Source organism: Enemella evansiae (genome assembly GCF_002250705.1).
GTDB classification, from domain to species: domain Bacteria; phylum Actinomycetota; class Actinomycetes; order Propionibacteriales; family Propionibacteriaceae; genus Enemella; species Enemella evansiae.
This window is the reverse complement of the sequence record NZ_NMVP01000023.1, coordinates 121,439-146,551: the sequence shown is the minus strand read 5'-3', so window position 1 is coordinate 146,551 and position 25,113 is coordinate 121,439. Positions and strand designations below refer to the sequence as shown.

Genomic DNA, 25,113 nt, shown 5'->3' with positions numbered 1-25,113 from the left:
CCCTACCCCGTAGATTCGCTGGGGTGCGAGTGAGCATCGACGAACTCATCGACCGGGCACGCCGGCTGATCCGACCCGGAGAGCGGCGCATCCTGGGGATCACCGGGCCGCCGGGGACCGGGAAGTCCCACCTGGCCGGTGCACTGGCCGCCGCCCTCGGCGACCGGGCGGTGCTGGTCGGGATGGATGCCTTCCACCTGGCGAACACCGAACTGGTACGCCTCGGCCGCCGGGATCGCAAGGGGGCCCCGGACACCTTCGACACCGACGGTTACCTCGCCCTGCTGGGCCGGCTCCGCGACCAGCGCACCGGCACGATCTACGCCCCGGTGTTCGATCGCAGCATCGAGACCGTCATCGGCAGCGCCATCCCGATCCCGGTCGAGGTGCCGCTGGTGATCACCGAGGGCAACTATCTGGTGCACGACGACGAAGCGTGGGTGGAGGTCCGCGGGGTGCTCGATGAGGTCTGGTACCTCGACACCCCCGCCACCGAGCGCGCGCGTAGGCTGCTGGGACGGCGCCGTTCGTTCGGGTACGCCACCGAGCAGGCCGCTTCGTGGGTGCGCGACGTGGACGCCGTCAACGCCGAAGTCGTCGAGCAGAGCCGGGAAAGGGCTGACCTGATCGTGCAACTGGACAACGAACCCACCCCACTCACCGCGGCGAACCTGCCACGGTTCACCGCCCCCGTCACCGCCCCCGACTATCCGCGCGACCCGCAGGGGATCAAGGTCGTGCACTTCGGCGTCGGCGGATTCCACCGCGCCCACCAGGCGATGTATTTCGACGCACTCCTCGCCCGCGGCGAGCACTGGGGAATCTGCGGTGTCGGCACGCTGCCGCAGGACACCGCGATCCGCGACGCGCTGAACGCCCAGGACCAGCTCTACACACTGCTCACCGTCGCCCCCGACGGCCGCGAAACCGTCCGGATCATCGGTTCGCACTTCGCCCACCTGCACGCCCCCGACGACCCCGCCGCGGTGATCGAACGACTGGCCCACCCGGACACCCGGATCGTCACCCTGACCATCACCGAGGGCGGTTACGGCGTCGACGATGCCACCCCCGACAGCGTACTCGGGCTGATCACCACCGGCCTGGCCACCCGCCGCGAACGCGGGCTGCCGGCGTACTCGGTCGTCTCCTGCGACAACATCCTGCACAACGGGCGGGTGGCCCGGGAGGCCATTCTCGGGTACGCCGCCCGGACCGATCCCGAGCTCGCCGACTGGATCGCCGACAATGTCGCCTTCCCGAACTCGATGGTCGATCGGATCACCCCCGCGACCAGCGAGGAGGTCCGCGCGGACGTCGCCGCGCTGGGTATCGGCGATCGGTGGCCGGTGCGCTCGGAATCCTTCACCCAGTGGGTGATCGAGGATTCGTTCAGCAACGGTCGGCCCGAGCTGGCTGCGCTCGCGGAGGCCGGCGTCCAGGTCGTCGAGGACGTCACCCCCTACGAGATGATGAAGCTGCGGCTGCTGAACGCCTCGCACCAGGTGATCGGACAGCTCGGCCTGCTCGCCGGTGCCACCGAGGTGCACGAGGTGATGCGCGATCCGAAGTTCGCGGAGTTCGTGGACGGCTATCTCCGCGAGGAGGGGCTGCCGACCCTGCCGGAGGTGCCGGGAATCGATCTGGATCGCTACTGCACCCAGCTGCTGGAACGCTACGGCAGCGAGGCGGTGCGCGACACCCTGGAACGGTTGGTGACCGACGCCTCCGATCGGATCTCGACCTTCCTGCTGCCGGTGATCGCCGACCAGCTCGCCGGCGACGGCCGCATCGAACGCAGCACGCTGACCATCGCTGCCTGGTGCCAGCGGCTCGCCTCCGGGGTCGAGATCAACGACCGCCGACGCGACGAGGTGGTCGCCGCCGCCCAGCGCGACGAGCAGACCCCCGGTGCCTTCCTCGACCTGCCGCTCTTCGGCGAGACCGGCCGCAATCCCAAGCTGCGTGAGGAATTCATCCGGGCCCGCGAACGGCTCCGGGTCGACCCGCACGTCGGCTGAGAGCCCACACGCTCAACCCCCGAGATGCGCGCAGCGAGCGGGTCGAGATGAGCGCCGCTCGGCCCGCCGAAATCTGCGGCTCGATTGCCAATCGGTGCCCAGATCGGTCGATTCTGCGATCGAGCCGCAGATTCCGCAGGGCGTCGCTCAGCCGGTACGCAGCGGAGGCTCATCTCGACACGCCCCGCGCTGCCTTGCTTCGCGGCGGCACCGCAGGGCTACTCGATGAGCGTCGGATCCCGCGGCACCGCAGGGCTACTCGATGAGCGTCGGATCTCGCGGCACCGCAGGGCTACTCGATGAGCGTCGGGTGCGATGAGCGGCTCACCGCTCCAGCGGATCGCGTTCGCGCTGTTCGGCGTGGGCGGCCAACCGGATGACGGTGTTCGGGGCGCCGTACCCGGCGTACCCGCCGGTGCGCTGCAGCACCTCCAGATAGAAGCCGTTCCCGAGGATCGGGGTGTAGACGTGGAAGAGTTCACCACCGGTCTCGTCGCGGTCATAGAGGACGCCGCCGGAACGCAACCGGGTGACCAGCTCCGCATCGAGGTCGGGGAAGCGGGCCGCCAGGTCGACGTAGTAGTTGTCCGGCACCGGCATCAGCTTCAACCCCGCCCGACGGGCCTGCTCGACGACGGTGAAGATGTCGGAGACCGCGATCGCCACCTGGTTCAAGCCGCGGCGTGCCTCATCGGGGCGGGTACCGTCGTCGACCGAGACGATCACCCGCAGATCCCCGACCGCCGGCGTCAGCGGCCGGGACCGCATCCGCCCACCCGGCTGCATGAACTCGCTCAACGCCCCGGCCCGCATCCCGAGCACGGTGCGGAAGAACGACTGCTCCGCGGGCAGCAGGTTGGGGTCGATGGAGGCACCGACGTGGTCGATGCCCAGCCCGGTGCCCTCCTCGGCGAGCGGTGCGTCGGTGGCTTCGTCTCGCTCGTTGCTCGCTGGCTCAGCCATCGTGACGGAGGCCGGGGCGCGGAAGTCGACCTGCCAGCCGTCCCCGTGCTCACCGGCGGAGAGGAAGACCGCCAACCCACCCGGGGTGTCCAATCCGGGCAGCGGCGCATCCCCCGGTCGGCGCCGGGATCGCGCCCGCGGCCAGAGCAGCGCCTCGGCCCGGGAGGCCACATCCAACGGATCGCCGACGCCGACCCCGAGCGCGGTCACCGACAGCGGCGCCGCGGTCGGCAACGCGTTCAGCACGATGTGTGCATCACCGTTGCGCCACCAGTGCACCGGCAGGCCCCGATGCGTACCGACCTGGCTGAATCCCAACCCGGACAGGGTTTGCTGGATCCCCCCGGAGCCGAACTCACCGCCGACCGCGATCTCCACGAAGGCCGCGTCCACCCGCTCGGGCGCCGGCGGCGGATCGAAGAGTTCCACCCGCGGCCGTCGGGCACCCACACCTTCGGCCGACCAGATCTCCCGCAGTTCCTCCTCCAGATGCAGCAACGAGCGCATCGCATCCAGCGCGGTCGCGCGCGGGTCGGCCTCCCGGACCACGTCGGAGAAGATCTCCAGCGACAGCGGCCCGCGATACCCCCGGGCGTACACCTCGGCGACCAGCGGGGCCACCTCGAGATTGCCCTGACCGGGGAAGCAGCGGAAATGCCGGGACCACTCCAGCACCTGCATACCCATCCGCGGCGCGTCGGCGACCTGCAGGAAGGCGATCCGCTCACCCGGTACGCCGGCCAGCGCCTGGGGTCCGTCACCCCGGCCGAGCATGTGGAAGGTGTCCACCACCACCCCGACATTCGCGTGATCGCAGCGCTGCACGACATCCCAGGAGTCGACGAAGCGGCTGGTGGTCCGCCCCCAGGCCAGCGCCTCGTAACCGACCAGCACCCCGGCCTCGGCCGCCAGATCACCCACCGCGGCCAGCTGTTCGGCCATCAGGTCACGGTCCTCGGTGATCGCATTGGGTGCGACGCTGGAACAGATCAGCATCCGATCCACACCGAGCTCACCCATCACCCGCAGCTTGGACCGCACCCGGTGCAGCACCGCATCGAAGCGCTCCGGCGGCGTACCCTCCACATCGCGGACCGGCTGGAACAGGTCGATGCTCAACCCCAGATCGGCGCAGCGGCGGGCGAGTTCGGCGGGGGAGAGCGGGGCGGAGATCAGGTCGGCGTCGAAGATCTCGATACCGTCGAAGCGGGCCGCGGAGATCGCGTCCAGCTTCTCGGTGAGCGTGCCGCCGACCGAGACCGTCGCAATGCCCTTGCGCATCACTGCCCCCGCAGTGCGGCGATGCGTTCCACCGCGAACTGGTAACCCTGCACGCCGCAGCCGACGATGATGCCGCTGGCGATCGGTGAGAGATACGAGTGGTGCCGGAACTCCTCGCGGGCGTGCACATTGGAGATGTGCACCTCCAGCAGCGGGCCGGTGATCGTCACCAGGGCGTCCCGCAGCGCGACCGAGGTGTGCGTCCAGCCACCCGCGTTCACCACGAAACCGGCCGCCTCGGTCCGCCACTGGTGCACCGCATCCAGGATCACACCCTCGTGGTTGCTCTGCAGGCAGCGCGCCTCCATCCCGAATCGCGCGGCGGTCTCGGTGCACAACCGCTCCACGTCGGCCAGCGTGTCGTGGCCGTAGACCTCGGGCTGCCGCTGGCCGAGCAGGTTCAGGTTCGGGCCGTTCAGCACGGCGACGAAATCACTCATGGCTATTCTCCTCAGGCCCCGCCGCACGCCTCGCCGATTGGGCGGCGTGGAACACTGGGCACGTAGTTGGTATCAGCGAAGGGGCGAGTGGATGTCGAACCAGGCACCGGCCGAGTTGCAGCGCGACGCCGCGCGGACCCGGGCCGAGATCCTGGCGGTTGCCACCGAGGAGTTCGCCCGGGTGGGTTATTCCGGGGCGCGGGTCGACGACATCGCCGCCAAGACCCGCACCACCAAGCGGATGATCTACTACTACTTCGGCGGCAAGGCCGGTCTCTACACCGCGGTGCTGGAGGAGACGTACGCCAAGATCCGTGCCGAGGAACAGAATCTGGCCCTCGGTGACCTGTCGCCGACCGAGGCGATGGCCGAGATCGTGCGCTTCGAGTTCGACTACCACGGGGAGCATCCCGAGCTGTGCCGGCTGGTGTCCATCGAGAACATCCACCACGCCCAGTTCCTGCGCCGTTCCGAGCGGGCGATGGCGCTGAACTCGCCGGTCATCGATCTGATGGACGAGGTGCTGGAACGCGGCCACGCCGACGGCACCTTCCCCCGCCGGGCGACGGCGATGGAGGTGCATCTGCTGGTGATGTCGCTGGCGATGTACTCGGTCAACAACCGCAACTCGATCGCCGCGATCTTCGCCTACGACATGGCCGAACCGGCGCATCGCGCGCGGCTGCGGCAGATCGCGGTCGACTCGGTGCTCGCCTGGTTGTGCACGCCCGACGACTGAGCTGGTGACCCCGGGCATCGGTCAGCCGATCCCCAGCAACCTGGCGGCCGAGCCGCCGAGCACGGTGTCCCGCTCCTGCTCCGACAGTCCGACCGCCTCGACCGCGCCCACCGGGTCGCGATCGGCCAGGTCGAACGGGTAGTCGGTGCCGACCAGCACGTGTTCGGTGCCGACGTCCTCCACCAGCCGGCGCAGCAGCACCGGATCGAAGACCGCGGTGTCGTAGTAGAGCCGTTCGAAGATCGCGCTCGGTGGCAGTTCGGTGGTGTGCGCCACCGGCTTGCGGTCCCAGCCCATGTCGAGACGCCCGCGCAGCGCCGGCAGGCAGCCGCCGCCATGCGCCAGGCAGAGCGGGAACCGGTTCGCCTCCAGCACCCCGGAGAACGCCAACCGGGCGGTGGCGATCGCCGTCTCGATCGGATAGCCGACCAGCTGCGGGAACCAGAAGTCCTTCATCCGTGGCGGTTCCGGGGTCGCCGAGGGGTGCAGGAAGGTGAACACCTCACGCTCGGCGAGCAGCGACCAGACCGGTGCGTTCACCGGATCGTCGAGATCCCGGCCGGCACCCCGGGAACCGATCGCGGCCCCGCCGAGCCCCAGCGAATCCAGTCCGCGGCGGACCTCGTCGGCGGCCTGCGGGTGACCGAGCGGTACGCCGATCAGTCCGATCAGCGCGTCGTCGTCGGCGACCAGCTCGGCCAGCGCGTCGTTGCCCCGGCGTACCAGCTCACCGACCAGCTCGCTGTCGTCGCAGGTCGAACCCATCAGGAACGGCGGCAGCGAGATCGCCTGATGGGTGACACCCTGCTCCGCCATCTCGGCGCGCCGCACGGTGTTGTCATACATCGATTCGGGCAGCGGCAGCGGCGCCCCGGCGCCGACCCCGGAGACCCGCGGGTCGATCACCACGATCCGCTCGTCCTTGCGGGACAGGTCGGCCAATCCCTGGTCCGCGAGCCATTCCAGCAACGTCAACGGCATCGCGTGCGCGTGCACGTCGACGACCGTGCACCCCATCAGGCGCCACCCCGGACGGGCGTGTGCAGCACCGCGGCCATGCCGTTGATCCACTCGTAGATCGGCTCGTAGGCGAGTGCCTCGGTCTTCGATCCGGCCATCGCCCCGGCGACCATCACCCAGGCGCGGACCTCGCCGGTGCCGTTGCCGGCCTGGGCGAGTTCCTCGTTGCCGAGATCCAGCAGCTCGTCGGGACAGCCGTCCTCGAGCATCTGCAGGAACCAGCGATCGAAGTCCTCATCGAGATCGCCGACCCGCGGCTCGCCGACGAAGTGCGAAACGCCGCCCGCACCGCAGATCGCCACCCGATCGAGGCCGTCGAAGTCGCGGATCGTCTCACCCAGCTTGACGCCGAAGTTCCATGCCTGCCGCAGCGTCATCAGCGGCGGGGTGGTGCAGTTCACCACCACCGGCACCAGCGGCAGATCCTTGCTCGGTGAGATCTTGTCGTAGACGGTCATGAAACCGTGGTCGACGATCAGCTGGTGCGACAGCGCCGGGAGCTGGTCGCGCTCGATCAACCCGGCCAGGATGTGGTCGGCCAGCGCGGGCTGCCCCGGGATGACCACCCGGTCGATGCCGAGCCACTTCTCCACCGGACCCAGATGGGTCTCGCCCAGACCGATGGAGATCTGCGGCAGGTTGTCGAGGAAGAAGTTGCTGAAGTGCTCACCGGAGACCATCACCAGGGCCTGGGCGTCGCTCTCGCGCACCGACTCGGTGAGTCGGTCGATCGCGGCGAAGAAGCGCTCGGCCTGGCCGGGCGGGGCGGACCCCGGGTCCGCCGACATCATCGGCGCGTGCGATGCCGAGAAGCCGGTCACGATTTCTGCCATCGGGTCCTCCCGGTGTTCTCCGCCTGCCGGATCTGTTCGGCCCGGAACAACTGTTTGTAGTCGGCGCGCTTCCAGCCGTTCGCGCGGCAGTAGCCGTTGATCAGCACCGGATGCACACCCAGGTCGTGGAACTCTGCCACGTCCCCGTTGCGTGCGGCCGCTCTCTCTCGCTCATCGAGTTCATAACCCTCGGTCACCAGATCGTCCGCGGCCCGATCGCTGTTCGGGTCCTCGAGTCGACGCAGGTGGTCGAACACACATTTCTGAAGTGCATAACTGGACAAGTTCCGCTCACCCCCTTGTGAAACTTAGCAAGACGAGATTAATGTACCGTCTCGTACATTGTTTGTACCAGACGGTTCATTGCTTGAGACGGCAGGACCGGACAACCCAGCCAGACCCAACCATCCAACGACGAATGGAGTGGCAGCATGACGAACGCTGCTGGCGGTGCCCGACTGAGCGCCGGTGACCACGAGCCGCAGGGCGAGCGCAGCCCCCGGAAGGCGGCCGCATCCGGATTCATCGGCTCGGCCCTGGAGTACTACGACTTCTTCATCTACGCCCAGGCCGCGGCCCTGATCTTCCCGCAGATCTTCTTCCCCTCGGGTGATCCCACCGTCGCCATCGCCACCTCGCTGGCGACCTACGGCGTCGGCTACGTGGCCCGCCCGATCGGCGCCTTCTTCCTCGGCCGCTGGGGAGACGTGCACGGGCGCAAGAACGTGCTGGTGCTCTGCATGATGCTGATGGGCGTGTCCACCCTTGCGGTGGCCTTCCTGCCCACCTATCAGCAGGTCGGGGCGCTGGCGCCGATCCTGCTGGTGGTGCTGCGGTTGATCCAGGGCTTCGCGGTGGCCGGCGAGATCTCCGGTGCCTCGTCGATGATCGTCGAACACTCACCATTCGGCCGGCGGGGCTATTTCGCCTCGTTCACCCTGCAGGGCACCCAGTTCGGCCAGATCCTGGCGGCGGCGGTGTTCATCCCGCTCGCCCGGTTGCTGCCCGAGCAGGCCTTCAACTCCTGGGGCTGGCGGATCCCGTTCGTGCTCTCGGTGGTGGTCGTCATCGCCGGTTACCTGATCCGGCGCCGGGTCCCGGAGACCCCGGCCTTCAAGGAGGAGGCCCGCGAGGTCGACCAGGGCGAGCTGGCGAAGGTCAACCCGATCACCGCCGCGTTCACCGAGACCGGGCCGAACATGATCCGGGTGGTGCTGATGGCGCTGATGAACGTGATCCCCACCGTGGCGACGATCTTCGGGGCGGCGTACGCCACCCAGAAGGCGTACGGAATCGGGATGCACAAGGACGTCTATCTCTGGATCCCGGTGCTCGGCAACATCCTGGCCTGCATCGTCATCCCGATGGTCGGCAGGCTCTCGGACCGGATCGGGCGCCGGCCACCGATCATCGTCGGCTGTCTCGCCTCCGGGGCGCTGTCCTTCGGCTATCTCTGGGCGATCGGACAGGGCAGCGTGCCGTTGGCGATCGTCTTCTCGCTGGCCATGTGGGGCTTCGTCTACCAGGGCTACAACGGCATCTTCCCGTCGTTCTACCCGGAGCTGTTCCCGACCCGCACCCGGGTGACCTCGATGGCCATCGCGCAGAACGTCGGCACCATGCTGACCGCCTTCCTGCCCACCATCTTCACCCTGGTGGCGCCGCCGGGAAGCACCGGCATCTGGTGGAAGATCGGCTCGATCACCTTCGCGATCACGATCATCTCCGCGCTGTCGGCGCTCTCGGCGCGGGAGACCTACCGGATCCCGGTGCAGGAGCTCGGTGAGAAGGACGCCCAGCCGATCCCCCAGGAGGAGTACCTGCGGCTGCGCGCCGAGTCCGGGAGCCGGTCCTGATGCTGCGGATCGCCGTGGCCGGGGCGGGGCTGATCGGCCGCCGGCACCTCGCCGCGATCCAGGCGTACGCCGGGACCGAGGTCTGCGCGATCGCGGACCCGGCCCCGGCGGCCGCCGAGCTGGCCGACGAGCTGGCGGTCCCGGGGTACGCCTCGGTGGCCGACCTGCTCGCCGCCCAGCGCCCGGACGGGGTGATCCTGGCCACCCCGAATCTGCGGCACCATGCCGATGGGTTGGCGGTGCTGCGGGCCGGGATCCCTGTGCTGGTGGAGAAACCGCTGGCCACCACGGTCGCCGAGGCGGCCGAGCTGGTGGCCCTCGCGCAGGCCGGTGGCGTACCGCTGCTGACCGGCCACCACCGCAACCACTCCGCGATCATGCGGACCGCGCGTGAGGTGATCGCCTCCGGTCGGCTGGGCCGGCTGGTGGCGGTGCAGGGCAGCGCCTGCTTCCGCAAACCCGATGACTACTTCGAGGTCGGCGGTGGCTGGCGACGACGGAGCGGTGGCGGCCCGATCCAGCTCAACCTGATCCACGAGGTCGACAACCTGCACCAGCTGCTCGGCCCGGTGGTCGAGGTGCAGGCGATGACCTCGGCCGCCGCCCGCGGATTCGAGGTGGAGGACACCGCGGGAATCCTGCTCCGGTTCGCGAACGGGGCGCTCGGCAGCTTCCTGCTCTCCGACGTCGCGGCCTCGGCGCGGTCGTGGGAGCAGACCAGCGGCGAGAACCCCGACTACGACCACCACGACGACGAGGACGCCTACGTGGTGATGGGCACCGACGGCTCCCTCGCCATCCCGACGATGCGGCTGAAGTCCTTCGCGGACAGGGCTTCCTGGACAGAGCCGCTGATCGGCGAGAGGGTGCCGGTCCCGGCCGTCGACCCGATCCACGCCCAGCTGGCGCATTTCGCCGCGGTGATCCGCGGCGACCAGCAACCGGTGTGTGACGGCGCCGCCGGGTTGGCGGCCGTCGCCACCATCGACGCGATCCTGACCGCCGCCCGCACCGGCGGCACGGTCACCGTACCCACCCCCGGAAACGAGAGGAATCCCCATGCTCACGGGAAACTCGACCCTGCTCCTGCATCTCGGTGATCCGACGCACTCGTTCAAGGCGCCGATGATCTACAACCCGTGGTTCGCCCATGCCGGGATCGATGCCTGCGTGGTACCGCTCGGGGTCCGGGCCACCGAGTTCACCGCCGAGTTCGGGCTGCTGATGAAGGCGACGAATGTGCGCGGTGCGCTGGTCACCATGCCGCACAAGGTGACGGTGCTCGACCTGGTCGACGAGGTCCGCCCCGCCGCAGCCATCGCCGGTGCCGCCAATGCGGTCCGGGTGGAACCCGGCGGGCGCCTGGTCGCGGACATGTTCGACGGGGAGGGGTTCGTCCGCGGCATGCGGCGTAACGGGCGCCCACCACAGGGGCTGTCCGCGCTGGTCGTCGGTTCCGGTGGTGTGGGATCGGCGATCGCCGCATCCCTCGCCGCGGCGGGCGTTTCCCGGATCGCGGTGTTCGACACCAGGGCGGCGGTGATGCAGGGGTTGGCCGACCGACTGCGCAGCCATCATCCGGCGCTCGAGGTGCAGACCGGGATCAGCGATCCGGCGGGTTTCGATGTCGTGGTGAACGCGACTCCGATGGGGATGAACCCGGGCGACCCGATGCCGGTCGCGGTGGACCGGTTGGCACCCGGCACCTTCGTCGGGGAGGTGGTGATGACCAGGGCGATGACACCGTTCCTGCAGGCGGCGCGGCAGCGCGGCTGCACCACCCAGGTCGGCACCGACATGCTCTTCGAACAGATTCCCGCCTATCTGGAGTTCTTCGGGTTCACCCCGCTGCCGACCCCTGCCCAGCTCCGCGAACACGCCCAACTCGTTGCCTGACCCCGACGTTCATCGAGTAGGTCGCGCAGCGACCCGTGTCCCCGACGTTCATCGAGTAGGTCGCGCAGCGACCGTGTCCCCCACGCTCATCGAGTAGGTCGCGCAGCGACCGTGTCGAGATGAACCACCTCGATCGGCACATCTCGACACGTCCGGCGCTGCCTCGCTTCGCGTCGGCACCGCCGGACCACTCGATGAGCGTCCGGCTCACTGCTCCGGCAGGCCGTGCCGCTCCTCGAGCTCCCGGATCTCGGCGAGCACCGACGGTGCCCGGTTGGCGACCGACTGACCACCGAACAGGTACGCCAGATCGAGCGTCTGCTGCAGCTGCTCCCAGCTCGCCCCCTGACGCCGCGCCGCCCAGCCGTGCAGCTTCGCCGCGTCACTGAGTCGGCTGGCCAGGATCGCGAACAGCATCAGTTGCACCGTCAGCTCGTCCAGGTCGGCCGGGTTCGACACCAGCGCTCGCGCCTTCTCCTGTGCCAGCAGAAGTTCCGGGTTGCTGGAGCGCAGCGACTCGAAGCGAGCCGCGACCCGCGGCGGCACGAAACCCATCAGCTCCCGGTAGCTGGCCAGGTAGTCCTCGATCTCGGCGTTCTGCTGTTCGCTCGTCATGACCCGATTCTTCCATCGGCCGCCTCAGTCGAGCTCGATGACCAGATCCGCCAGGTCCCGCGGCCGATCCTGCAGCCAGTGCCGGCGCTCCTGGGCCGCCCAGCGCTCCCAGTGCGGCTCGTAGGCGGCACCGTCCCGGGCCAGCGCCCGCTGGCGGCGTACCGGCTCGGACAGTTCCAACCAGACCGACACCGACGCCAGCGCGACCGATGCCCGGGTGATCGCCCCGCACCCCTCGATGATCAGATCCGCGGCCGGGTCGAGCGGGACCCACTCCCCGGGCCGATCGGCGGCCCAGTCCCAGCGCCGATAACCCGAGCGGTCCGAGAGGATGTCGGCGGTCACCATCGCCGCGCCGGCGGCCAGGCCGTCCCAGCCGGGATAGCAGTCGTCCAGGCTGACCACCCGCGGTGCCGGATCGAGCAGCCGGGCGAGCTCGTGCGCGGTGCTCGTCTTGCCGGATCCGGAGCCGCCGTCGAGGAGCGCCACCCATCGCCCGGGCCCGGTCAGTCCCGGCTGCAGCAGCGGTGCCAGCGCCTCGGCGATCACGAGCCCACCCAGTTGGCGGTGCCGAACCAGACCGCGGAGCCGACCGCGACCGCACCCATCACCGCACACACCAGCACACCCACCGCGTCGGCGCCCCGCAGCCGGGATTCCCTTGCCCAGCTGCGTTCTGGAGCATCCGGACCGGTCGCGCCGAAGCCCTTCGCCTCCATCGCCGTGGCCAGTCGGCTGCCGCGCCGGATCGCCAGCACCAGCAGCGCGAAGGCCATCGACAACCAGCGCCGGACCCGCCCGGTGTCCCCGAGGCCGCGGGCGCGGCGGGCCAGTCCGAGCGAGCGCCAGTCGTCGGTGAACAGCCCCAGCATCCGGATCCCGGCCAGCGCGCCGAGCACGAACCGCGCCGGCAACCGGGCCACCTGCGCCAATCCGTCGGCCAGGTCGGTGGGGTCCACATCGCCGAACAGCAGCACCGCCGACAGGCCGAGCGCCAGCACCCGCAACAGCACCGCCACCGCCAGCAGCAGCGAGTTGTCGGTGACCCGGATCAGCAACCAGGCAAACCATTCCGCGCCACCGGGGCGCCCGTACAGTGCCATCGAGATCGCCGCCAGCATCCCGACCACGAACAGCACCGCCAGCCGGCGGGCGATCAGTCGCGGTGGGAATCCACAGGCCAGCGCGGCGATGAGCACCAGCACCAGCCCGACCGCGGCACTCAACCAGTCCAGGGTGAGGATCAGCGGGATCGAGAGCACCAGCGCCATCGCGAATCGGGTCACCGGATTCAGCCGATCCAGCAGCGTGTTCGCCTTCTCGGTCATCGTGCCGCCACCGCCAACCGGCGCTGCCCGAGCACCTCGATGAACGGCTCGTCATGGGTGACCGAGAGCACCGCACCCCCCTCACCCAGCATGCCCGCGACCAGGCGTACCAGGTCCAGCCAGGTGGTCCGGTCCTGGCCGAAGGTCGGCTCGTCGAGCACGATGAGTCGCGGGCCGGTGGCCAGCACCGTACCGACCGAGAGCCGGCGTTTCTGCCCACCGGAGAGGGTGAACGGATTCGCTGCGGCCAGCGGTTCGAGATGCAACAGGGCAAGGAGTTCCTCGACCCGCCGGGTGATCTCGGTGGCGGGGATGCCCAGCGCCCGCAGCCCGACGGCGAGCTCCTCGCGGACCGTGGCCGCGACGAACTGGTGCTCGGGCTGCTGGAAGACCGTACCGATCCGGGGCAGCAGATCCACCGAGCGCCAGGTCGCCGGATCGGCCGGGTTCGGCGTACGCCCGAAGGCACGTCGCCGGGCGGGGGGCCGCAGCTCCGGAGCCGCCACCAGGTCACCGCCGAGCCGGGGCAACAACCCGGCCAGGGTGAGCGCCAGGGTGGTCTTCCCGGCACCGTTCGGGCCGGTGAAGACCGTGGAGGTGCCCGCCGGGAGGGTGACGTCGATGCCGTCGCGCAGCACGGTGTCGTAACCGATGGCGAGCCCCCGGCCGACCAGCAGCTCGGTGGCATCGGCCGGTGGCGTGGGCACGGCCACCTCGGGCAGCGGTACGCCCGGCACCCAGACCCCGGCGGCCAGCAGCCGGTCCCGGTGTTCGGCGAAGACCCGGTCGGGCGGGCCGTCGGCGAGAACGCCACCGCCGGCATCGAGCACCACGACCCGGTCCACCAGGTCCTGCCAGAGATCCACCCGGTGCTCGACCACGACCAGCGTGGTCGAGCGGTCGGCGACCAGCTCGCTGACCGCGGCCCGGACCTCCTCGATGCCGACCGGGTCGAGGTTGGCGGTGGGTTCGTCGAGCAGCAGCAGCCCGCTGCGCATCGCGACGGCTCCGGCCAGTGCCAATCGCTGCTTCTGGCCGCCGGAGAGCTGGCTCGTCGGATGACCCAACGGCATCCGCAATCCCAACCGGTGCAGGGATTCGCTGACCCGCGGCCAGATCTCGGACCGCGGTACGCCGAGGTTCTCCAGCCCGAAGGCGACGTCGTCACCGATCCTGGCCAGCACCACCTGGGATTCCGGATCCTGCAGGACCAGCCCGATCCGGCCGCGCTGCCGGGAGGGATGCTTGCCGCCGACGAGCAACCGGCCGGTTTCCTCGCCCTCCTCGGCGCCGCCGAGCACCCCGGCCAGCGCGTGCAGCAGGGTGCTCTTGCCCGCCCCGGACGCGCCGAGCAGCAGCACCCGCTCACCCGGTTCGATGGCCAGATCGAGGTCGGTGACCGCCCAGGCGCGCCGCCCCGCATGCCGCCAGCCCCAGCCCTCGGCGCGGACCGCGAGCGGGGTGGCGGCCGGGTCGGTGGTGTTGCTCAGACCAGCCGCCTGGACTCGCGCCCGGCGGCGAAGCGATCCAGCGCCCCGGCACGCGCCAACGCCTTCATCAGCAGCCAGGCCAGCAGGCCCGCCAGCACCGCACCGGAGAGCGCGGTGCAGATCAGGTAGAGCGTGTTGTAACCGGCCGACTTGGACCAGTTGCCGAGGATGAACTCATTGACCCAGGCGCCGACGCCGGCGAGCAGGCCGGCCAGGATGGCGACGATCGCGCCGAAGCGGCGGTAGGCGAAGATGGCGAAGACCAGCTCCGCGCCGAGCCCCTGGGCGAGTGCGGAGTACATCGTCTCCCAGCCCCACTGGTTGCCGAGCGCCATCGAGACGAATCCGGCGACCAGTTCGACGAAGAGCGCCGCACCGGGCTTGCGGATGATCAACCCGCCGAGCGGGCCGCCGAGGAACCAGACGCCGGCGGCCAGGCCACCCAGGCCCGGGGTGAGCGCATCCATCGCCGAGTACCAGGCGTACCCCAGGGAGTTCCAGCCGAAGAAGATCAGGCCGCAGGCGACGCCGAGGACCGCCGCGACGACGATGTCGACCACCCGCCAGCGGTGCCGGCCACCGCTGTCCGGCCGGGTCTGGTCGTCGACGCGAGCCTGCTCGTGCTTCTGGTTGCTCATCGTGTGCCTCTCTGCTCGCACGGGCCCAGCGGCGGCTGGTGCAAGAGGCCTCCCTGCGCTGGCATGACCCAGATCAGGTGTGACGGTCGAAGGTCTGACCTTCCTCTCAGCCCGGTGCCCCGGACTCCCGTGATCCGAATCAGTATAGAACCGGGCCGCGGTCCCGGTCGTGGGGGCGTACCGGGAATACCACCAAGTAGTTGACTGTTGAACGAGTGTGAAGAAAATTGGTTTCCTGAACTTCGGCCATTGGAGCGAGACGCCCTACTCCAAGGTGCGCACCGCCTCCGATGCGCTGCTGCAGTCGATCGACCTGGCCGTCGCGACCGAGGAGCTGGGCGGTGACGGGGCGTACTTCCGGGTGCACCACTTCGCCCGGCAGCTCGGTTCGCCGTTCCCGCTGCTCGCCGCGATCGGTGCCCGCACCAAGCGGATCGAGATCGGTACCGGGGTGATCGACATGCGCTACGAGAACCCGATGTACATGGCCGGGGACGCCGGTGCCGCCGACCTGATCTCCGGCGGCCGACTCGAGCTCGGCATCAGCCGGGGATCGCCCGAGCAGGTGATCGACGGCTGGCGCTACTTCGGCTACCAGCCCGCCGAGGGTGAGACCGCCGCCGACATGGCCCGCCAGCACGCGGAGGTGTTCCTGGAAGTGCTGTCCGGCAAGGGATTCGCGCGACCCAACCCGCGGCCGATGTTCCCCAACCCGCCGGGTCTGTTGCGTCCCGAGCCGCATTCCCCCGGTCTGCGCAGGCGGATCTGGTGGGGCGCGGTCTCGGATGCCACCGCGCGCTGGACAGCCGAGAAGGGGATGAACCTGATGAGCTCCACGCTCAAGGCCGACGAGACCGGTGAGCCGTTCCACGTCCAGCAGCGCAAGCAGATCGAGGCCTTCCACGCCGCCTGGCAGGAAGCCGGCCACGACTGGCAGCCGCGCACCTCGGTGAGCCGCTCGATCATGCCGATCACCACCGATGAGGACCGGATGTATTTCGGCCACGAGGGTGAAAGCTCCGATCAGGTGGGTCAGATCGAGCAGGATCTGCGGGCGGTCTTCGGGCGCAGCTATGCCGCCGAACCGGACAAGCTGATCGAACAGCTGGCCGACGATGAGGGCATCGCCGCCGCGGACACGCTGCTGCTCACCGTGCCGAACCAGCTCGGGGTGGACTACAACGCCCGGCTGATGGAAACGGTGCTGACCCAGGTCGCCCCCGCGCTCGGCTGGCGCTGAGGCGCAGCCGGGGTCGCGGGTGGGGCAGGATGAACCCATGGCGACCACGTTGAGCTGGGATGAACTGGGCGAGGGGATCGGGCGCGCCGGGACGGTGCTGCGGGCGAACGCTGCCAGCAGCGGTCTCGACGCCCCGGTGCCCACCGCACCGGAGTGGACGGTCCGCGACCTGGTCGCGCACCAGGGCCGGGTGCACCGGTGGGCCGTCGCGGTGCTGGACGGCCGCGCCCAGCTCGCCGACAGCGGCGACTTCGCACCGACCGAGGACGAGGCCGCCGATCTGCTGGAGTGGTTCGACGACGGCTGGGCACTGCTGCTGCACACCCTCGGCGGTGCACCGGAGGATCTCGACGTGCCGTTCTTCCTGCGCACCGGGGATTCACCGCGGGTCGGTTGGGCCCGCCGCCAGGCCCACGAGACCAGCATCCACGCCGTCGACGCCCTCGCCGCGCGGCTGGGGCGTACGCCGGAGGCTGCCGAGACCTGGTTGCAACCGATGTTCGCCGCCGACGGTGTCGACGAGCTGCTGATGGGTTTCGCACCCCGCCGTTCCACCGGGTTGCGCAACGACGAACCCATCACCGTCGAGGTGTCGACCACCGACACCGGGCATGTCTGGTCGCTCGATATCGGCCCGGAGGGGACACGTCCCCGCGCCGAGGCCTCGCCCGATGCGGCGGTACGCCTCAGCGGCCCGGCGGTCGAGCTCTACCTCGGGCTCTGGAACCGCGGCGACTCGAATCGGGCCGGGCGGATCGACGACCCGCAGAATTTCCTGCCCAGCTGGGCGGAGCGGGTGCGGATCTGAGCAGACGCGTGCGGTGAGACGGCCGACCGAAAGGCTTAACACCTCAGACCTCCAGCGGTAGTGTCCGCCAGCAACGACCGCGGGAGGCACGATGACGAGCACCGAGGACCCGGAACGGACCAGCGAGAGCCGTTACGAGCAGGGATACCACACCTCCGGCGTGATCACCTCGATGCAGCGGCGGGTGCTCGCCGGCGCCTCGGTCGGCCAGTTCATCGAGTTCTATGATTTCGCGCTCTATGCGATCTCGGCGATCACGCTGTCCCGGCTGTTCTTCCCACCCGGCAACGAAACCACCGCGCTGCTCTCGCTGTTCGCGGCCTACGGTGTCTCCTTCTTCATCCGTCCCGTCGGCGGGCTCGTCTTCGGTGCCCTCGGTGATCGGATCGGCCGCCGCAACGTGCTCTTCGCGACCCTGCTGCTGATCGGTGTCGCGACCGCCGGAATCGGTTCCCTGCCGAGTTATCACACGATCGGCATCACCGCGACGGTGCTGCTGGTCTTCCTGCGGCTGGTCCAGGGCTTCTCCGCCGGCGGGGAATCGGTCGGCTCACCCGCCTTCGTCTTCGAGCATGCACCGGTCGATCGGCGCGGTTGGTGGATCAACATCGCGCTGGCCGCGACCGCGTTGCCCTCGGTGGTGGCCTCCGGGCTGGTGGTGCTGCTGCAGACCACCATGGAGCCGGCCGCCTTCGGTTCCTACGGTTGGCGGATCCCGTTCTGGATCGCGTTGCCGCTGGCGGTCTTCGGCATCTGGATCCGGTTGCGCACCGACGAATCCCCGGCCTTCAGGCAGATGGAGGCCGCCCAGCGCGCCGAACTCGCCCAGGCCACCCCGGTCCGCGACGCCTTCCGCGAGAACTGGCTGACGATGGTGCAGGTGGTCTTCGTGATGGGGATGACCGCGATGGGCTTCTATTTCCTGTCCGGCTACTTCATCTCCTACGTCGCCACCACCGGCCGGTTGAGCAGCAGCCAGTCGCTCGGCCTGAACGCGCTCGCGATGCTGGCCTACACCATCCTGCTGCCGATCATGGGCCGGATCGGTGACCGGGTCGGCCGGCGCACGATGATGCTGGCCGGGCTGGCCGCGATCCTGGTGCTGGCCCTGCCGGCGTTCCTGCTGGTCACCAGCGGCAATGTCGCTCTGGCGCTGCTCGGCCAACTGCTCTTCGTCCTCGCGATCACCATCTATGGCGGCGGTTGCTACACCTTCTTCATCGAGGTCTTCGACACCCGCACCCGCTTCACCTCGGCCGCGTTCAGCTACAACCTGGGATACGCACTGTTCGGCGGCACCGCGCCGCTGATCGGGACCGCGCTGGTGTCGGCATCGACGATCCCTTACTCACCGGCGTTCTATGTGATGGGTTTCGCCGTCCTGGTGCTGGTGCTGATGTTCGCACTCCGCATCCCGGAGACCCGCGGCCGGATTTCCTGAACCCGCAAGCTGCGCAGCAGAAGGAGAATCGATGGAGACGAACAGGTCCGCTGCCGAGGTGCTGGCATCCTTCGCGGAACTGAGCCGGATCGGGGCCACCGAGGCCGGCGGGGTGGAACGGCAGGCCGCGACCGCGGCCGACGGTGAGACCCGGGCCTGGTTCCGGCGGTTCGCGAGCGAGCGCGGCTGGTCGACCCGGGTGGACGGGATCGGCAACCTGTACGCCCTGGTCGAGTTGGTGCCCGGTGCGCCCTCTGTCTATCTGGGTTCGCATCTGGACTCCCAGCCGCGCGGCGGCAGGTTCGACGGGGCCTACGGTGTGCTCGCGGCCCTGCACGCGGCCGACCGGTTGCAGCGCCGCGCCGCCGCCGAGCCGGGTGCGGTGGCGTACAACCTGTGCGTGGTGGACTGGTTCAACGAGGAGGGCGGCCGGTTCCAACCCTCGATCATGGGCAGCTCGGTGTTCGCCGGAATCATGGACCGCGAGACGATGCTCAAGGTGACCGATGACGACGGAATCACCGTGCGGGAAGCACTTGCGGCGATCGGCCAGCTCGGCACCGACGAGCCACCGGCACCCGCCGCGTACGCCGAGATCCACATCGAGCAGGGCCGGATCCTGGAGCGCGAGGGGATCGGTTTCGGTGCGGTGGATTCCACCTGGTACACTCAGAAGCTCGATATCGAGGTCGACGGCGAACAGTCGCACACCGGTGCCACCTTGATGGCGGACCGGCATGACGCGCTCTACGTCGCCTCCCGGGTGATCACGATGCTGCACGACATCTGCGACGAGTTCGAACCCGAGGCGCTGCTCTCGGCGGTCGGCTATTTCACCGTCGAACCGAACTCGCCGATCGTGGTGAACCGTTACGTGCACATGGTCGGCGATCTGCGTTCCAACGATCCGCAGATCGTGCACCAGGCCCGGGACCGGCTGGTCGAACGGTTCGCCGAACTGGCCAGGGAGACCGAGGTCCGGATCACCGCCAAGGATGTCGACATCCGACCCAAGCTGCACTACCCGGAGGCCGGGATCGAGCTGGTGGAGAAGGTCGCCGCCGATGCCGGGGTCGAGGTGCGCCGGATGCAGACGATGGCCGGCCACGACTCGGTGCCGATGAACACCGTGGTGCCGACGGTGATGATCTTCATCCCCAGCGTCGACGGGGTTTCCCACTGTGAAAGGGAGTTCACCCGCGACGAGGACCTGCTCGCCGGTGTCGATTTCCTGGAGAACGTCGTCTGGGAACTGCTGCAGGGCCGGTTGGACGGGGTCGAACCGGCACCCCGGTACTGAGCCGGTGACCCCGGCGCCGACCTACCCTGTTGGGGCACGGTTGTCGGTCCAGGAGGTAGGCGGTGCCGGTGCTCGGGATGGTCCTGCTGGTGGCGATCGTCGCGCTCGCCCTGGTCGCCGTGCTCGACCTGATCCGCCGGGTGCCGCTGATCTGTGCACCGATGCTGGCGCTGGCCGTGCCGGTGCTCCTGAACGCACCCCTGCTCGGCTGGTACCTCGACCGGGAACTGGGCGGTCGGTGGCGCGCCCCGATGATCGTGCTGGCGGTGCTGCTCGGCTACCTGTGGCTGCGGTTGCAGCTCGCCCCGATCCGCGACGGCGTACGGCTCGGACCGCTCACCAAGATCCTCGGCGGCGCCACCCCGATCCTCTATTCGCTCTGCTATGCAACGATTCTGCAGGCCATCGTGCTGCCGGTGGTGTGGGTCAGCTGGGGTGCGCTGATCCCGACCGGCGTGCTGGTCACCAACCTCGTCTGGTCGGTGTTGAGCTGCCTGCTGCTCTATCTCAACGGCGCCCTGCGCGCGGTGCTGTTGTCGAAGAGCCTGTCGGTGGTCAGCCGGGTGTTCCTGCTGGGCACCCTGTGGATCCCGGTGCTCGGCTGGATCGCCGGGGTCGGCGCCGGGCGTACCGTCCGCCGCGAATATCTGGCCGCCGTCGACCGGGCCGAGTGGGAACGGGAACTGCCCACCGACGACCGGTGCGCGACCCGGTATCCGATCCTGCTGGTGCACGGCGTCGGCTGGCGGGACCGGATGCTGTTCAACGCCTGGGGCCGGATCCCGCGCTATCTGAAGCGGCACGGGGCGAGCATCTACCACGGTGAGCAGGAGGCCTGGGGCACGATCGAGGAGAACGGGAAGCAGGTCGCGGACCGGATCGCGCAGGTCTGCGAACAGACCGGCTCGCCGAAGGTCAACGTGATCGCGCACAGCCGCGGCGGGATCGATTCCCGCTACGCGATCTCGACGCTCGGCATGGGTGATCGGGTGGCCAGCCTGACCACGATGAACACCCCGCATCACGGCGTACGTTTCGCCGACACCGCAACGAAGCTGAAGGAACCGGTCTATCTCAAGCTCGCCGCGGTGGTGAACTGGGTCTTCGCGGTGGCCGGTGACACGACCCCGGACTTCCTCACCTCGACGATGGCCTTCCGCACCGAGCTGGCCCGCGAGTTCAACCGCAACACCCCCGACCATCCGGCGGTCCACTACCAGTCCTACACCTCGGTGATGAGCTCGGCCGCGAGCGATCCACGGTTGGCGGTGCCCTATCGGGTGATCAAGGCGCTCGGTGAGGAGAACGACGGGTTGGTCTCGGTGGATTCGGCGAAGTGGGGCGAGTTCCGCGGGGTCTTCCGCAGCACCGGACGCCGCGGTGTCTCGCACGGTGACCTGGTCGACTACAACCGCGAGGACTTCCACGGGTTCAACGTGCTCGCCGAATACATCCAGATCGTCGGCGAACTCAAGCAGCGCGGCTATTGAGCTCGCGCAGATATCGCCGCACGGCGGTCGCGGCCGCGCGCCCACCCCGGTTGCCACCGATGGTGCTCGCCGACGGGCCATAGCCGACGAGCTGGACGCGCGGGTCACGCGCGGCGGTGACGGCGGCCTGCGGGCCGCTGCCCGAGGGCAGCAGCGCGATCCCGCCGAACTCGGAGCGCAGGTGCAGCGGCGCGAGATGCGAGACCGCGGGCCGGAAGCCGGTGGCCCAGAGGATCACGTCGGCCGCCTCGAAGGAGCCGTCGGCCCAGCGCACCCCGTCCGGTTCGATCGAGTCGAACATCGGCCGGCGATCGGCGTACGCACCCAGCCGTCGCGCCTGTTCCTCCTGCGGCCGCAGCATCAATCCGGTCACGCTGACCACGCTGGCCGGCGGCAGCCCCTGGGTGACCCGTTCGGCCACCCTGGTCACGGCCTCCAGTCCGGCATCGGGATGAAGTCACCGCTGCGCCAGACGGGTTCGCGGCGGGTGACCCAGATCGTCTCGGCGACCGGGGCCAGCTCGCCGAGGAACTGGATCGCCGATGCGCCACCACCGACGACCACGATCCGCTTGCCGGCCAGCTGCTCGCGCCCCGGATAGTCGGCGGTGTGCCACTGCTCGCCGGTGAAGGATGCCTGGCCGGGATAGCGCGGCACGAACGGGCGGGTCCAGGTGCCGGTGGTGTTGACCAGGGTACGGGTCCGCCAGAACCGGTCACCGGCCTCGACCCGCAACAGTTCCGGCTCCTCGGGATCGTCGCGGACGGCGTCGACGCGCACCGGACGGATCACCGGAAGTCCCTGTGTCTGCTCATAATCCGCGAACCAGGTCGGGATGATCTGGTTGGCGCGGTCGGTGGAAGTGCCGGGTGCCGGTGCATCCGGCAGGTCCGCGACCCCGTGCACATCGGTCATCGTCAGCGAATCCCAGCGGTGCTGCCAGGCGCCCCCGGCGCGCTCATCGGCGTCCAGCACGACATGGTCGATCCCGCGCCGCTTCAGGTGATGGGATGTCGACAACCCGGCCTGCCCGGCGCCGATCACCAGCGAGTCGAGAACATCCATCACGGTGGGTGGAACAACGAAACCGCCGCGGTTATGCCCGATCGGCCAGTGTCGTGCCCCAGTCGGGGTCGATCGCACCGCCCACGGCGTCGGCAAAGGTGCCGCGCACCAGCGCCACCAGACCGGTGAGATAACCGGTGCGCAGCGCGTGGGTGTCCGCGGTGTCACCCGCCAGGTGGCCGAGCGTGCCACGGGCCAGTTGCAGGGCGCTGCCGGCCAGGTGCTCGACGCCCTCGGGGTCGATCGGCTGCAGTTCCAGGGCGTGGGCGATCGTGCGGTAGTGACCGGTCAGCCGGTCCCGGTCCTGCGTGTCGATCTGGGCCAGCCGCTCCCGCAGACCGGGATCCGGTGAGGTCATCGCCAGCGCCCGGACCGCGACGAAAGCCCGCCAGCGCTCCGAGCCGGTGAAGATGGTCAGCTCGGCATCCGCGCTGTCGGCGATGAAGCGGGCCGCGCAGGCACGCCGATCGCGGTCATCCGGCAGCACGGCGCGCCGGGCGATGGCCACGACCTCCTCGCGGCCGAGGGTTGGGCTGCTGTGCACGGCCAGCGCCTGGTCGATCGCGAACGCCTGGAACTCGGCGCGATTGCGCCAGATCCGGTACGCCGAGGCGCGGGAGACGCCGGCGGCCTCGATGATCTGCTCCATCGGCAGGTCGGCGGTCACCGGTACGCCGTGTTCGGCGATCTGGCGCAGTACCGAGGCGACGACGAGTTCGCGGGTCTGCTGTTCGGTGCGGTGGGTTCTGGTCGTCACGTGGGCCTCCTTGACGTCGAGACACAGTGTCTCATACGGTTGTTGAGACATCACATCTCAAAGGAGTCCGATCATGCCGCAGAATCGTTCGCGTACCGCCGTGCTGGCCGGGATCGTGGCCAGCGTGCTCGCCATCGCGGCCGTCGCGCTCAGCAGCGACGCGCTGCGCACCCAGCTCGCCGGGGCGTACGCCTATCCGAATGCGTCGGGGATGAGCCTGGACGACGCCACCTCCTGGACGACGACCTATCTGTTCCTGATCTTCGGCGCCGCCCTGCTGGTCGCGTTGATCTATCTGATCCCGCGGGTCGCCGGCTCGCGCGCGGGCTGGTGGACCGGTGCCGTGCTCACCGTGCTCGGCGCCGCCCTGGCGATCTACAACGCGACCCAGGCCTTCCCGATGCTGATCAGGGTCGCCGGCTTCCTGCCCGTTGCCGCCGGGCTGGTCTGGCTCAGCCTGTCTGGCTCCGGCCGGCGCACGGCTCGGGCTGCCGCTGCGGCGTGACCGATGCGGTGGCGGTCGGCGTACGCCCCGGGATGGTCAGCGCGACGAGCGTCGCGATCCCAATGATCACGGCGATTCCGGTCATCGCGACCGTGAGCGGTACGCCCCCACTGACGGTGACCACATTGATCAGCACCGCCAGGCCGATCGCACCGCCGAGCTGCTGACCGGTGGTGGCGATCCCGCTGGCGGTGCCCTGATCGGCCTCGGCGGTGCCGGTGGTCGCGGTGGCGTACATGGTCGTGAAGACGACGCCCTGCCCGATGCTGAAGAGCGCGGCCAGTGCGAGCACCAGCGGCCACCCGGTCGCGTCCCGCACCAATCCGGCGAACAGGGCGACACCGGCCAGTCCGATCAGTTGACCGGACAGCATCGCCGTCCGCAACCCGGTGCTGGTGGCGAGTCGGCCGCCGATCGTGGTGCCGATCAGCACCCCGGCGCACGGGATGACGAAGGCGAGTCCGGTCACGAACGGGCTCAAACCCCGTACCTGCTGGAAATACAGGGTCAGGAAGTAGGCCGTCGCACCGAATCCGGCCATGAACAGGAAGGTCGACGCGGTGCCGGTGGACAGGTGCCGGTTGCGGAAGCGGTGGAGGTCGAGCAATGGATCGGCGGCCCGTCGTTCGACGAGCAGCAGGACCGCGGCGGCGACCAGCCCCGCGACCAGGGTGCCGAGCGCGGCGGTGGAGGCCCAGCCGCCCTCGGCGGCGAAGGTGAAGCCCATCACGACCAGTACCGCGGTGGCGGTGGTCAGCACGGCGCCGGGGAGGTCGAGGCGCCCGGCGTGCGGGCGGTGCGCATCGGCCGGTACCGAGCGCGCGGCGAGCAGCGCGACCAGCGCGACCAGCGGCAGGTTGATCGCGAACACCGCCCGCCAGCCGAAGAGGTCGGTCAGTACGCCGCCGAGGATCGAACCGAGCACCATGCCCGATGAGCCGGCGGCGCCCCAGATGCCGAGCGCCCGGTTGCGGGGCGCGCCCTCGGTGAAGCTGGTGGTCAGCAGGGCCAGGGTGGCGGGTGCCAGGGCTGCGCCGCCGATGCCCTGGATGCCGCGACCGAGGATCAGCATCCATTCGGCGACGGCGATGCTGCCGAGCAGTGAGCCGAGGGCGTACCCGGCCAGTCCGAGCAGGAACATCCGGCGCCGCCCGAGGGCGTCGACGAGTCGGCCGCAGAGCAGCAGGAACCCACCGAATGCGATCGCGTACGCGCTGACCACCCATTGCAGGGTCTCGGCGGAGAAGCCGAGCCCGGCGATCTGGGGGAGTGCGACGAAGACGATGTTGTAGTCCAGTCCGATCAGCAGCTGGGCCGCGGCGAGCACGGTGAGCAGCAGCGCCGGGTGTCGTGGGGATGCGGGTTTCGTGGGGTTCATCTCTCTCCG

25 protein-coding genes and 1 riboswitch are annotated in these 25,113 nt (G+C 69.5%); of the genes, 11 read left to right on the top strand and 14 right to left on the bottom strand.

What is annotated here, in order from left to right; translation table 11 throughout:
- Positions 1 to 23 precede the first annotated feature (23 nt).
- Positions 24 to 2,021 carry a nucleoside/nucleotide kinase family protein gene (locus BI335_RS22035; protein WP_144009123.1) on the top strand — a complete coding sequence of 666 codons (1,998 nt, stop codon included), beginning with the start codon at positions 24 to 26 and terminating at the stop codon, positions 2,019 to 2,021.
- A gap of 324 nt (positions 2,022 to 2,345) precedes the next feature.
- Here the strand turns inward: BI335_RS22035 and BI335_RS12790 are convergent, their stop codons facing one another.
- Complete coding sequence (locus BI335_RS12790) at positions 2,346 to 4,265, bottom strand: sugar phosphate isomerase/epimerase and 4-hydroxyphenylpyruvate domain-containing protein (RefSeq protein WP_094431343.1); 1,920 nt, start codon at positions 4,263 to 4,265, stop codon at positions 2,346 to 2,348.
- On the bottom strand, positions 4,265 to 4,705 hold the full coding sequence (aroQ, locus tag BI335_RS12785) for a type II 3-dehydroquinate dehydratase (RefSeq protein WP_094426328.1): 441 nt from the start codon (positions 4,703 to 4,705) through the stop codon (positions 4,265 to 4,267). The genes BI335_RS12790 and aroQ overlap by 1 nt, the downstream gene beginning before the upstream one ends.
- Before the next feature lie 91 nt (positions 4,706 to 4,796).
- On the opposite strand from aroQ, the gene BI335_RS12780 reads away from it, so the two are divergent.
- On the top strand, positions 4,797 to 5,444 hold the full coding sequence (locus BI335_RS12780; protein WP_094356844.1) for a TetR family transcriptional regulator: 648 nt from the start codon (positions 4,797 to 4,799) through the stop codon (positions 5,442 to 5,444).
- A gap of 21 nt (positions 5,445 to 5,465) precedes the next feature.
- Here BI335_RS12780 and BI335_RS12775 read toward each other — a convergent pair whose 3' ends face one another.
- The 3 genes from BI335_RS12775 to BI335_RS12765 are packed head-to-tail and all read right to left on the bottom strand — an operon-like array spanning position 5,466 to position 7,554.
- Positions 5,466 to 6,461: an amidohydrolase family protein gene (locus tag BI335_RS12775; RefSeq protein ID WP_094431341.1), complete on the bottom strand. Its 996-nt coding sequence runs from the start codon at positions 6,459 to 6,461 to the stop codon at positions 5,466 to 5,468.
- Positions 6,461 to 7,297 carry a DODA-type extradiol aromatic ring-opening family dioxygenase gene (locus tag BI335_RS12770; RefSeq protein WP_094356842.1) on the bottom strand — a complete coding sequence of 279 codons (837 nt, stop codon included), beginning with the start codon at positions 7,295 to 7,297 and terminating at the stop codon, positions 6,461 to 6,463. Before BI335_RS12770 ends, BI335_RS12775 begins: the two co-directional genes overlap by 1 nt.
- The gene (locus BI335_RS12765) at positions 7,282 to 7,554 is read right to left on the bottom strand and encodes a hypothetical protein (protein WP_094356841.1); all 273 of its coding nucleotides are present in this window, start codon (positions 7,552 to 7,554) and stop codon (positions 7,282 to 7,284) included. The genes BI335_RS12770 and BI335_RS12765 overlap by 16 nt, the downstream gene beginning before the upstream one ends.
- A 174-nt stretch (positions 7,555 to 7,728) precedes the next feature.
- Between BI335_RS12765 and BI335_RS12760 the strand changes: the two genes are divergently transcribed.
- The 3 genes from BI335_RS12760 to BI335_RS12750 are packed head-to-tail and all read left to right on the top strand — an operon-like array spanning position 7,729 to position 11,049.
- Complete coding sequence (locus BI335_RS12760) at positions 7,729 to 9,153, top strand: MFS transporter (RefSeq protein WP_094356840.1); 1,425 nt, start codon at positions 7,729 to 7,731, stop codon at positions 9,151 to 9,153.
- Entirely contained in the window at positions 9,153 to 10,253 is a 1,101-nt protein-coding gene (locus BI335_RS12755) for a Gfo/Idh/MocA family protein (RefSeq protein WP_094431339.1), read from the top strand. Before BI335_RS12760 ends, BI335_RS12755 begins: the two co-directional genes overlap by 1 nt.
- A complete protein-coding gene (locus BI335_RS12750) occupies positions 10,213 to 11,049 on the top strand; it encodes a shikimate dehydrogenase family protein (protein WP_094431337.1) in 837 nt (278 codons plus the stop codon). The genes BI335_RS12755 and BI335_RS12750 overlap by 41 nt, the downstream gene beginning before the upstream one ends.
- Positions 11,050 to 11,256: 207 nt before the next feature.
- Here the strand turns inward: BI335_RS12750 and BI335_RS12745 are convergent, their stop codons facing one another.
- From BI335_RS12745 to BI335_RS12725, 5 genes are read right to left on the bottom strand one after another with little or no spacing between them, the layout of a single operon-like run.
- A complete protein-coding gene (locus BI335_RS12745; RefSeq protein ID WP_094356837.1) occupies positions 11,257 to 11,664 on the bottom strand; it encodes a carboxymuconolactone decarboxylase family protein in 408 nt (135 codons plus the stop codon).
- A 24-nt stretch (positions 11,665 to 11,688) separates the two neighbouring features.
- A complete protein-coding gene (locus BI335_RS12740) occupies positions 11,689 to 12,213 on the bottom strand; it encodes a nucleoside/nucleotide kinase family protein (RefSeq protein ID WP_229119578.1) in 525 nt (174 codons plus the stop codon).
- On the bottom strand, positions 12,210 to 12,992 hold the full coding sequence (locus BI335_RS12735; RefSeq protein ID WP_094431335.1) for an energy-coupling factor transporter transmembrane component T family protein: 783 nt from the start codon (positions 12,990 to 12,992) through the stop codon (positions 12,210 to 12,212). Before BI335_RS12735 ends, BI335_RS12740 begins: the two co-directional genes overlap by 4 nt.
- On the bottom strand, positions 12,989 to 14,482 hold the full coding sequence (locus tag BI335_RS12730; RefSeq protein ID WP_094431333.1) for an ABC transporter ATP-binding protein: 1,494 nt from the start codon (positions 14,480 to 14,482) through the stop codon (positions 12,989 to 12,991). The genes BI335_RS12735 and BI335_RS12730 overlap by 4 nt, the downstream gene beginning before the upstream one ends.
- A complete protein-coding gene (locus BI335_RS12725; RefSeq protein ID WP_094356834.1) occupies positions 14,479 to 15,120 on the bottom strand; it encodes an ECF transporter S component in 642 nt (213 codons plus the stop codon). Before BI335_RS12725 ends, BI335_RS12730 begins: the two co-directional genes overlap by 4 nt.
- Positions 15,121 to 15,153: 33 nt before the next feature.
- Positions 15,154 to 15,261: riboswitch (TPP riboswitch) on the bottom strand.
- 76 nt (positions 15,262 to 15,337) lie between these two features.
- Between BI335_RS12725 and BI335_RS12720 the strand changes: the two genes are divergently transcribed.
- The 5 genes from BI335_RS12720 (at position 15,338) to BI335_RS12700 (ending at position 21,399) form a co-directional block, all read left to right on the top strand.
- Entirely contained in the window at positions 15,338 to 16,360 is a 1,023-nt protein-coding gene (locus tag BI335_RS12720) for an LLM class flavin-dependent oxidoreductase (protein ID WP_094431331.1), read from the top strand.
- Between the two features lie 37 nt (positions 16,361 to 16,397).
- The gene (locus BI335_RS12715; protein ID WP_094431329.1) at positions 16,398 to 17,168 is read left to right on the top strand and encodes a maleylpyruvate isomerase family mycothiol-dependent enzyme; all 771 of its coding nucleotides are present in this window, start codon (positions 16,398 to 16,400) and stop codon (positions 17,166 to 17,168) included.
- 91 nt (positions 17,169 to 17,259) lie between these two features.
- Positions 17,260 to 18,609: an MFS transporter gene (locus BI335_RS12710; protein WP_094431327.1), complete on the top strand. Its 1,350-nt coding sequence runs from the start codon at positions 17,260 to 17,262 to the stop codon at positions 18,607 to 18,609.
- 31 nt (positions 18,610 to 18,640) lie between these two features.
- A complete protein-coding gene (locus BI335_RS12705; RefSeq protein WP_094431325.1) occupies positions 18,641 to 19,909 on the top strand; it encodes a M20 family metallo-hydrolase in 1,269 nt (422 codons plus the stop codon).
- Between the two features lie 62 nt (positions 19,910 to 19,971).
- A complete protein-coding gene (locus BI335_RS12700) occupies positions 19,972 to 21,399 on the top strand; it encodes an esterase/lipase family protein (protein WP_094431323.1) in 1,428 nt (475 codons plus the stop codon).
- Here the strand turns inward: BI335_RS12700 and BI335_RS22385 are convergent.
- The 3 genes from BI335_RS22385 to BI335_RS12690 are packed head-to-tail and all read right to left on the bottom strand — an operon-like array spanning position 21,380 to position 23,221.
- Complete coding sequence (locus tag BI335_RS22385) at positions 21,380 to 21,829, bottom strand: NAD(P)/FAD-dependent oxidoreductase (RefSeq protein ID WP_324252835.1); 450 nt, start codon at positions 21,827 to 21,829, stop codon at positions 21,380 to 21,382. The genes BI335_RS12700 and BI335_RS22385 overlap by 20 nt on opposite strands.
- Entirely contained in the window at positions 21,826 to 22,464 is a 639-nt protein-coding gene (locus BI335_RS22380; protein WP_324252834.1) for an NAD(P)-binding domain-containing protein, read from the bottom strand. The genes BI335_RS22385 and BI335_RS22380 overlap by 4 nt, the downstream gene beginning before the upstream one ends.
- Before the next feature lie 31 nt (positions 22,465 to 22,495).
- On the bottom strand, positions 22,496 to 23,221 hold the full coding sequence (locus BI335_RS12690; RefSeq protein ID WP_094431321.1) for a hypothetical protein: 726 nt from the start codon (positions 23,219 to 23,221) through the stop codon (positions 22,496 to 22,498).
- A gap of 73 nt (positions 23,222 to 23,294) precedes the next feature.
- Between BI335_RS12690 and BI335_RS12685 the strand changes: the two genes are divergently transcribed.
- On the top strand, positions 23,295 to 23,726 hold the full coding sequence (locus tag BI335_RS12685; RefSeq protein ID WP_094431319.1) for a hypothetical protein: 432 nt from the start codon (positions 23,295 to 23,297) through the stop codon (positions 23,724 to 23,726).
- Here BI335_RS12685 and BI335_RS12680 read toward each other — a convergent pair.
- Positions 23,674 to 25,104: an MFS transporter gene (locus BI335_RS12680; protein WP_094431317.1), complete on the bottom strand. Its 1,431-nt coding sequence runs from the start codon at positions 25,102 to 25,104 to the stop codon at positions 23,674 to 23,676. The genes BI335_RS12685 and BI335_RS12680 overlap by 53 nt on opposite strands.
- Positions 25,105 to 25,113 lie beyond the last annotated feature (9 nt).

Bases quoted from the DNA above. Each gene is read 5' to 3' on its own strand.
- BI335_RS22380 (WP_324252834.1), bottom strand. From the start codon at position 22,464: ATGGATGTTCTCGACTCGCTGGTGATCGGCGCCGGGCAGGCCGGGTTG.
- BI335_RS12770 (WP_094356842.1), bottom strand. From the start codon at position 7,297: ATGGCAGAAATCGTGACCGGCTTCTCGGCATCGCACGCGCCGATGATG.
- BI335_RS12775 (WP_094431341.1), bottom strand. From the start codon at position 6,461: ATGGGGTGCACGGTCGTCGACGTGCACGCGCACGCGATGCCGTTGACG.
- aroQ (WP_094426328.1), bottom strand. From the start codon at position 4,705: ATGAGTGATTTCGTCGCCGTGCTGAACGGCCCGAACCTGAACCTGCTC.
- BI335_RS12755 (WP_094431339.1), top strand. From the start codon at position 9,153: ATGCTGCGGATCGCCGTGGCCGGGGCGGGGCTGATCGGCCGCCGGCAC.
- BI335_RS12760 (WP_094356840.1), top strand. From the start codon at position 7,729: ATGACGAACGCTGCTGGCGGTGCCCGACTGAGCGCCGGTGACCACGAG.
- BI335_RS12780 (WP_094356844.1), top strand. From the start codon at position 4,797: ATGTCGAACCAGGCACCGGCCGAGTTGCAGCGCGACGCCGCGCGGACC.
- BI335_RS12685 (WP_094431319.1), top strand. From the start codon at position 23,295: ATGCCGCAGAATCGTTCGCGTACCGCCGTGCTGGCCGGGATCGTGGCC.
- BI335_RS12735 (WP_094431335.1), bottom strand. From the start codon at position 12,992: ATGACCGAGAAGGCGAACACGCTGCTGGATCGGCTGAATCCGGTGACC.
- BI335_RS12725 (WP_094356834.1), bottom strand. From the start codon at position 15,120: ATGAGCAACCAGAAGCACGAGCAGGCTCGCGTCGACGACCAGACCCGG.
- BI335_RS12745 (WP_094356837.1), bottom strand. From the start codon at position 11,664: ATGACGAGCGAACAGCAGAACGCCGAGATCGAGGACTACCTGGCCAGC.
- BI335_RS12750 (WP_094431337.1), top strand. From the start codon at position 10,213: ATGCTCACGGGAAACTCGACCCTGCTCCTGCATCTCGGTGATCCGACG.
- BI335_RS12710 (WP_094431327.1), top strand. From the start codon at position 17,260: ATGACGAGCACCGAGGACCCGGAACGGACCAGCGAGAGCCGTTACGAG.
- BI335_RS12715 (WP_094431329.1), top strand. From the start codon at position 16,398: ATGGCGACCACGTTGAGCTGGGATGAACTGGGCGAGGGGATCGGGCGC.
- BI335_RS12790 (WP_094431343.1), bottom strand. From the start codon at position 4,265: ATGCGCAAGGGCATTGCGACGGTCTCGGTCGGCGGCACGCTCACCGAG.
- BI335_RS12680 (WP_094431317.1), bottom strand. From the start codon at position 25,104: ATGAACCCCACGAAACCCGCATCCCCACGACACCCGGCGCTGCTGCTC.
- BI335_RS12705 (WP_094431325.1), top strand. From the start codon at position 18,641: ATGGAGACGAACAGGTCCGCTGCCGAGGTGCTGGCATCCTTCGCGGAA.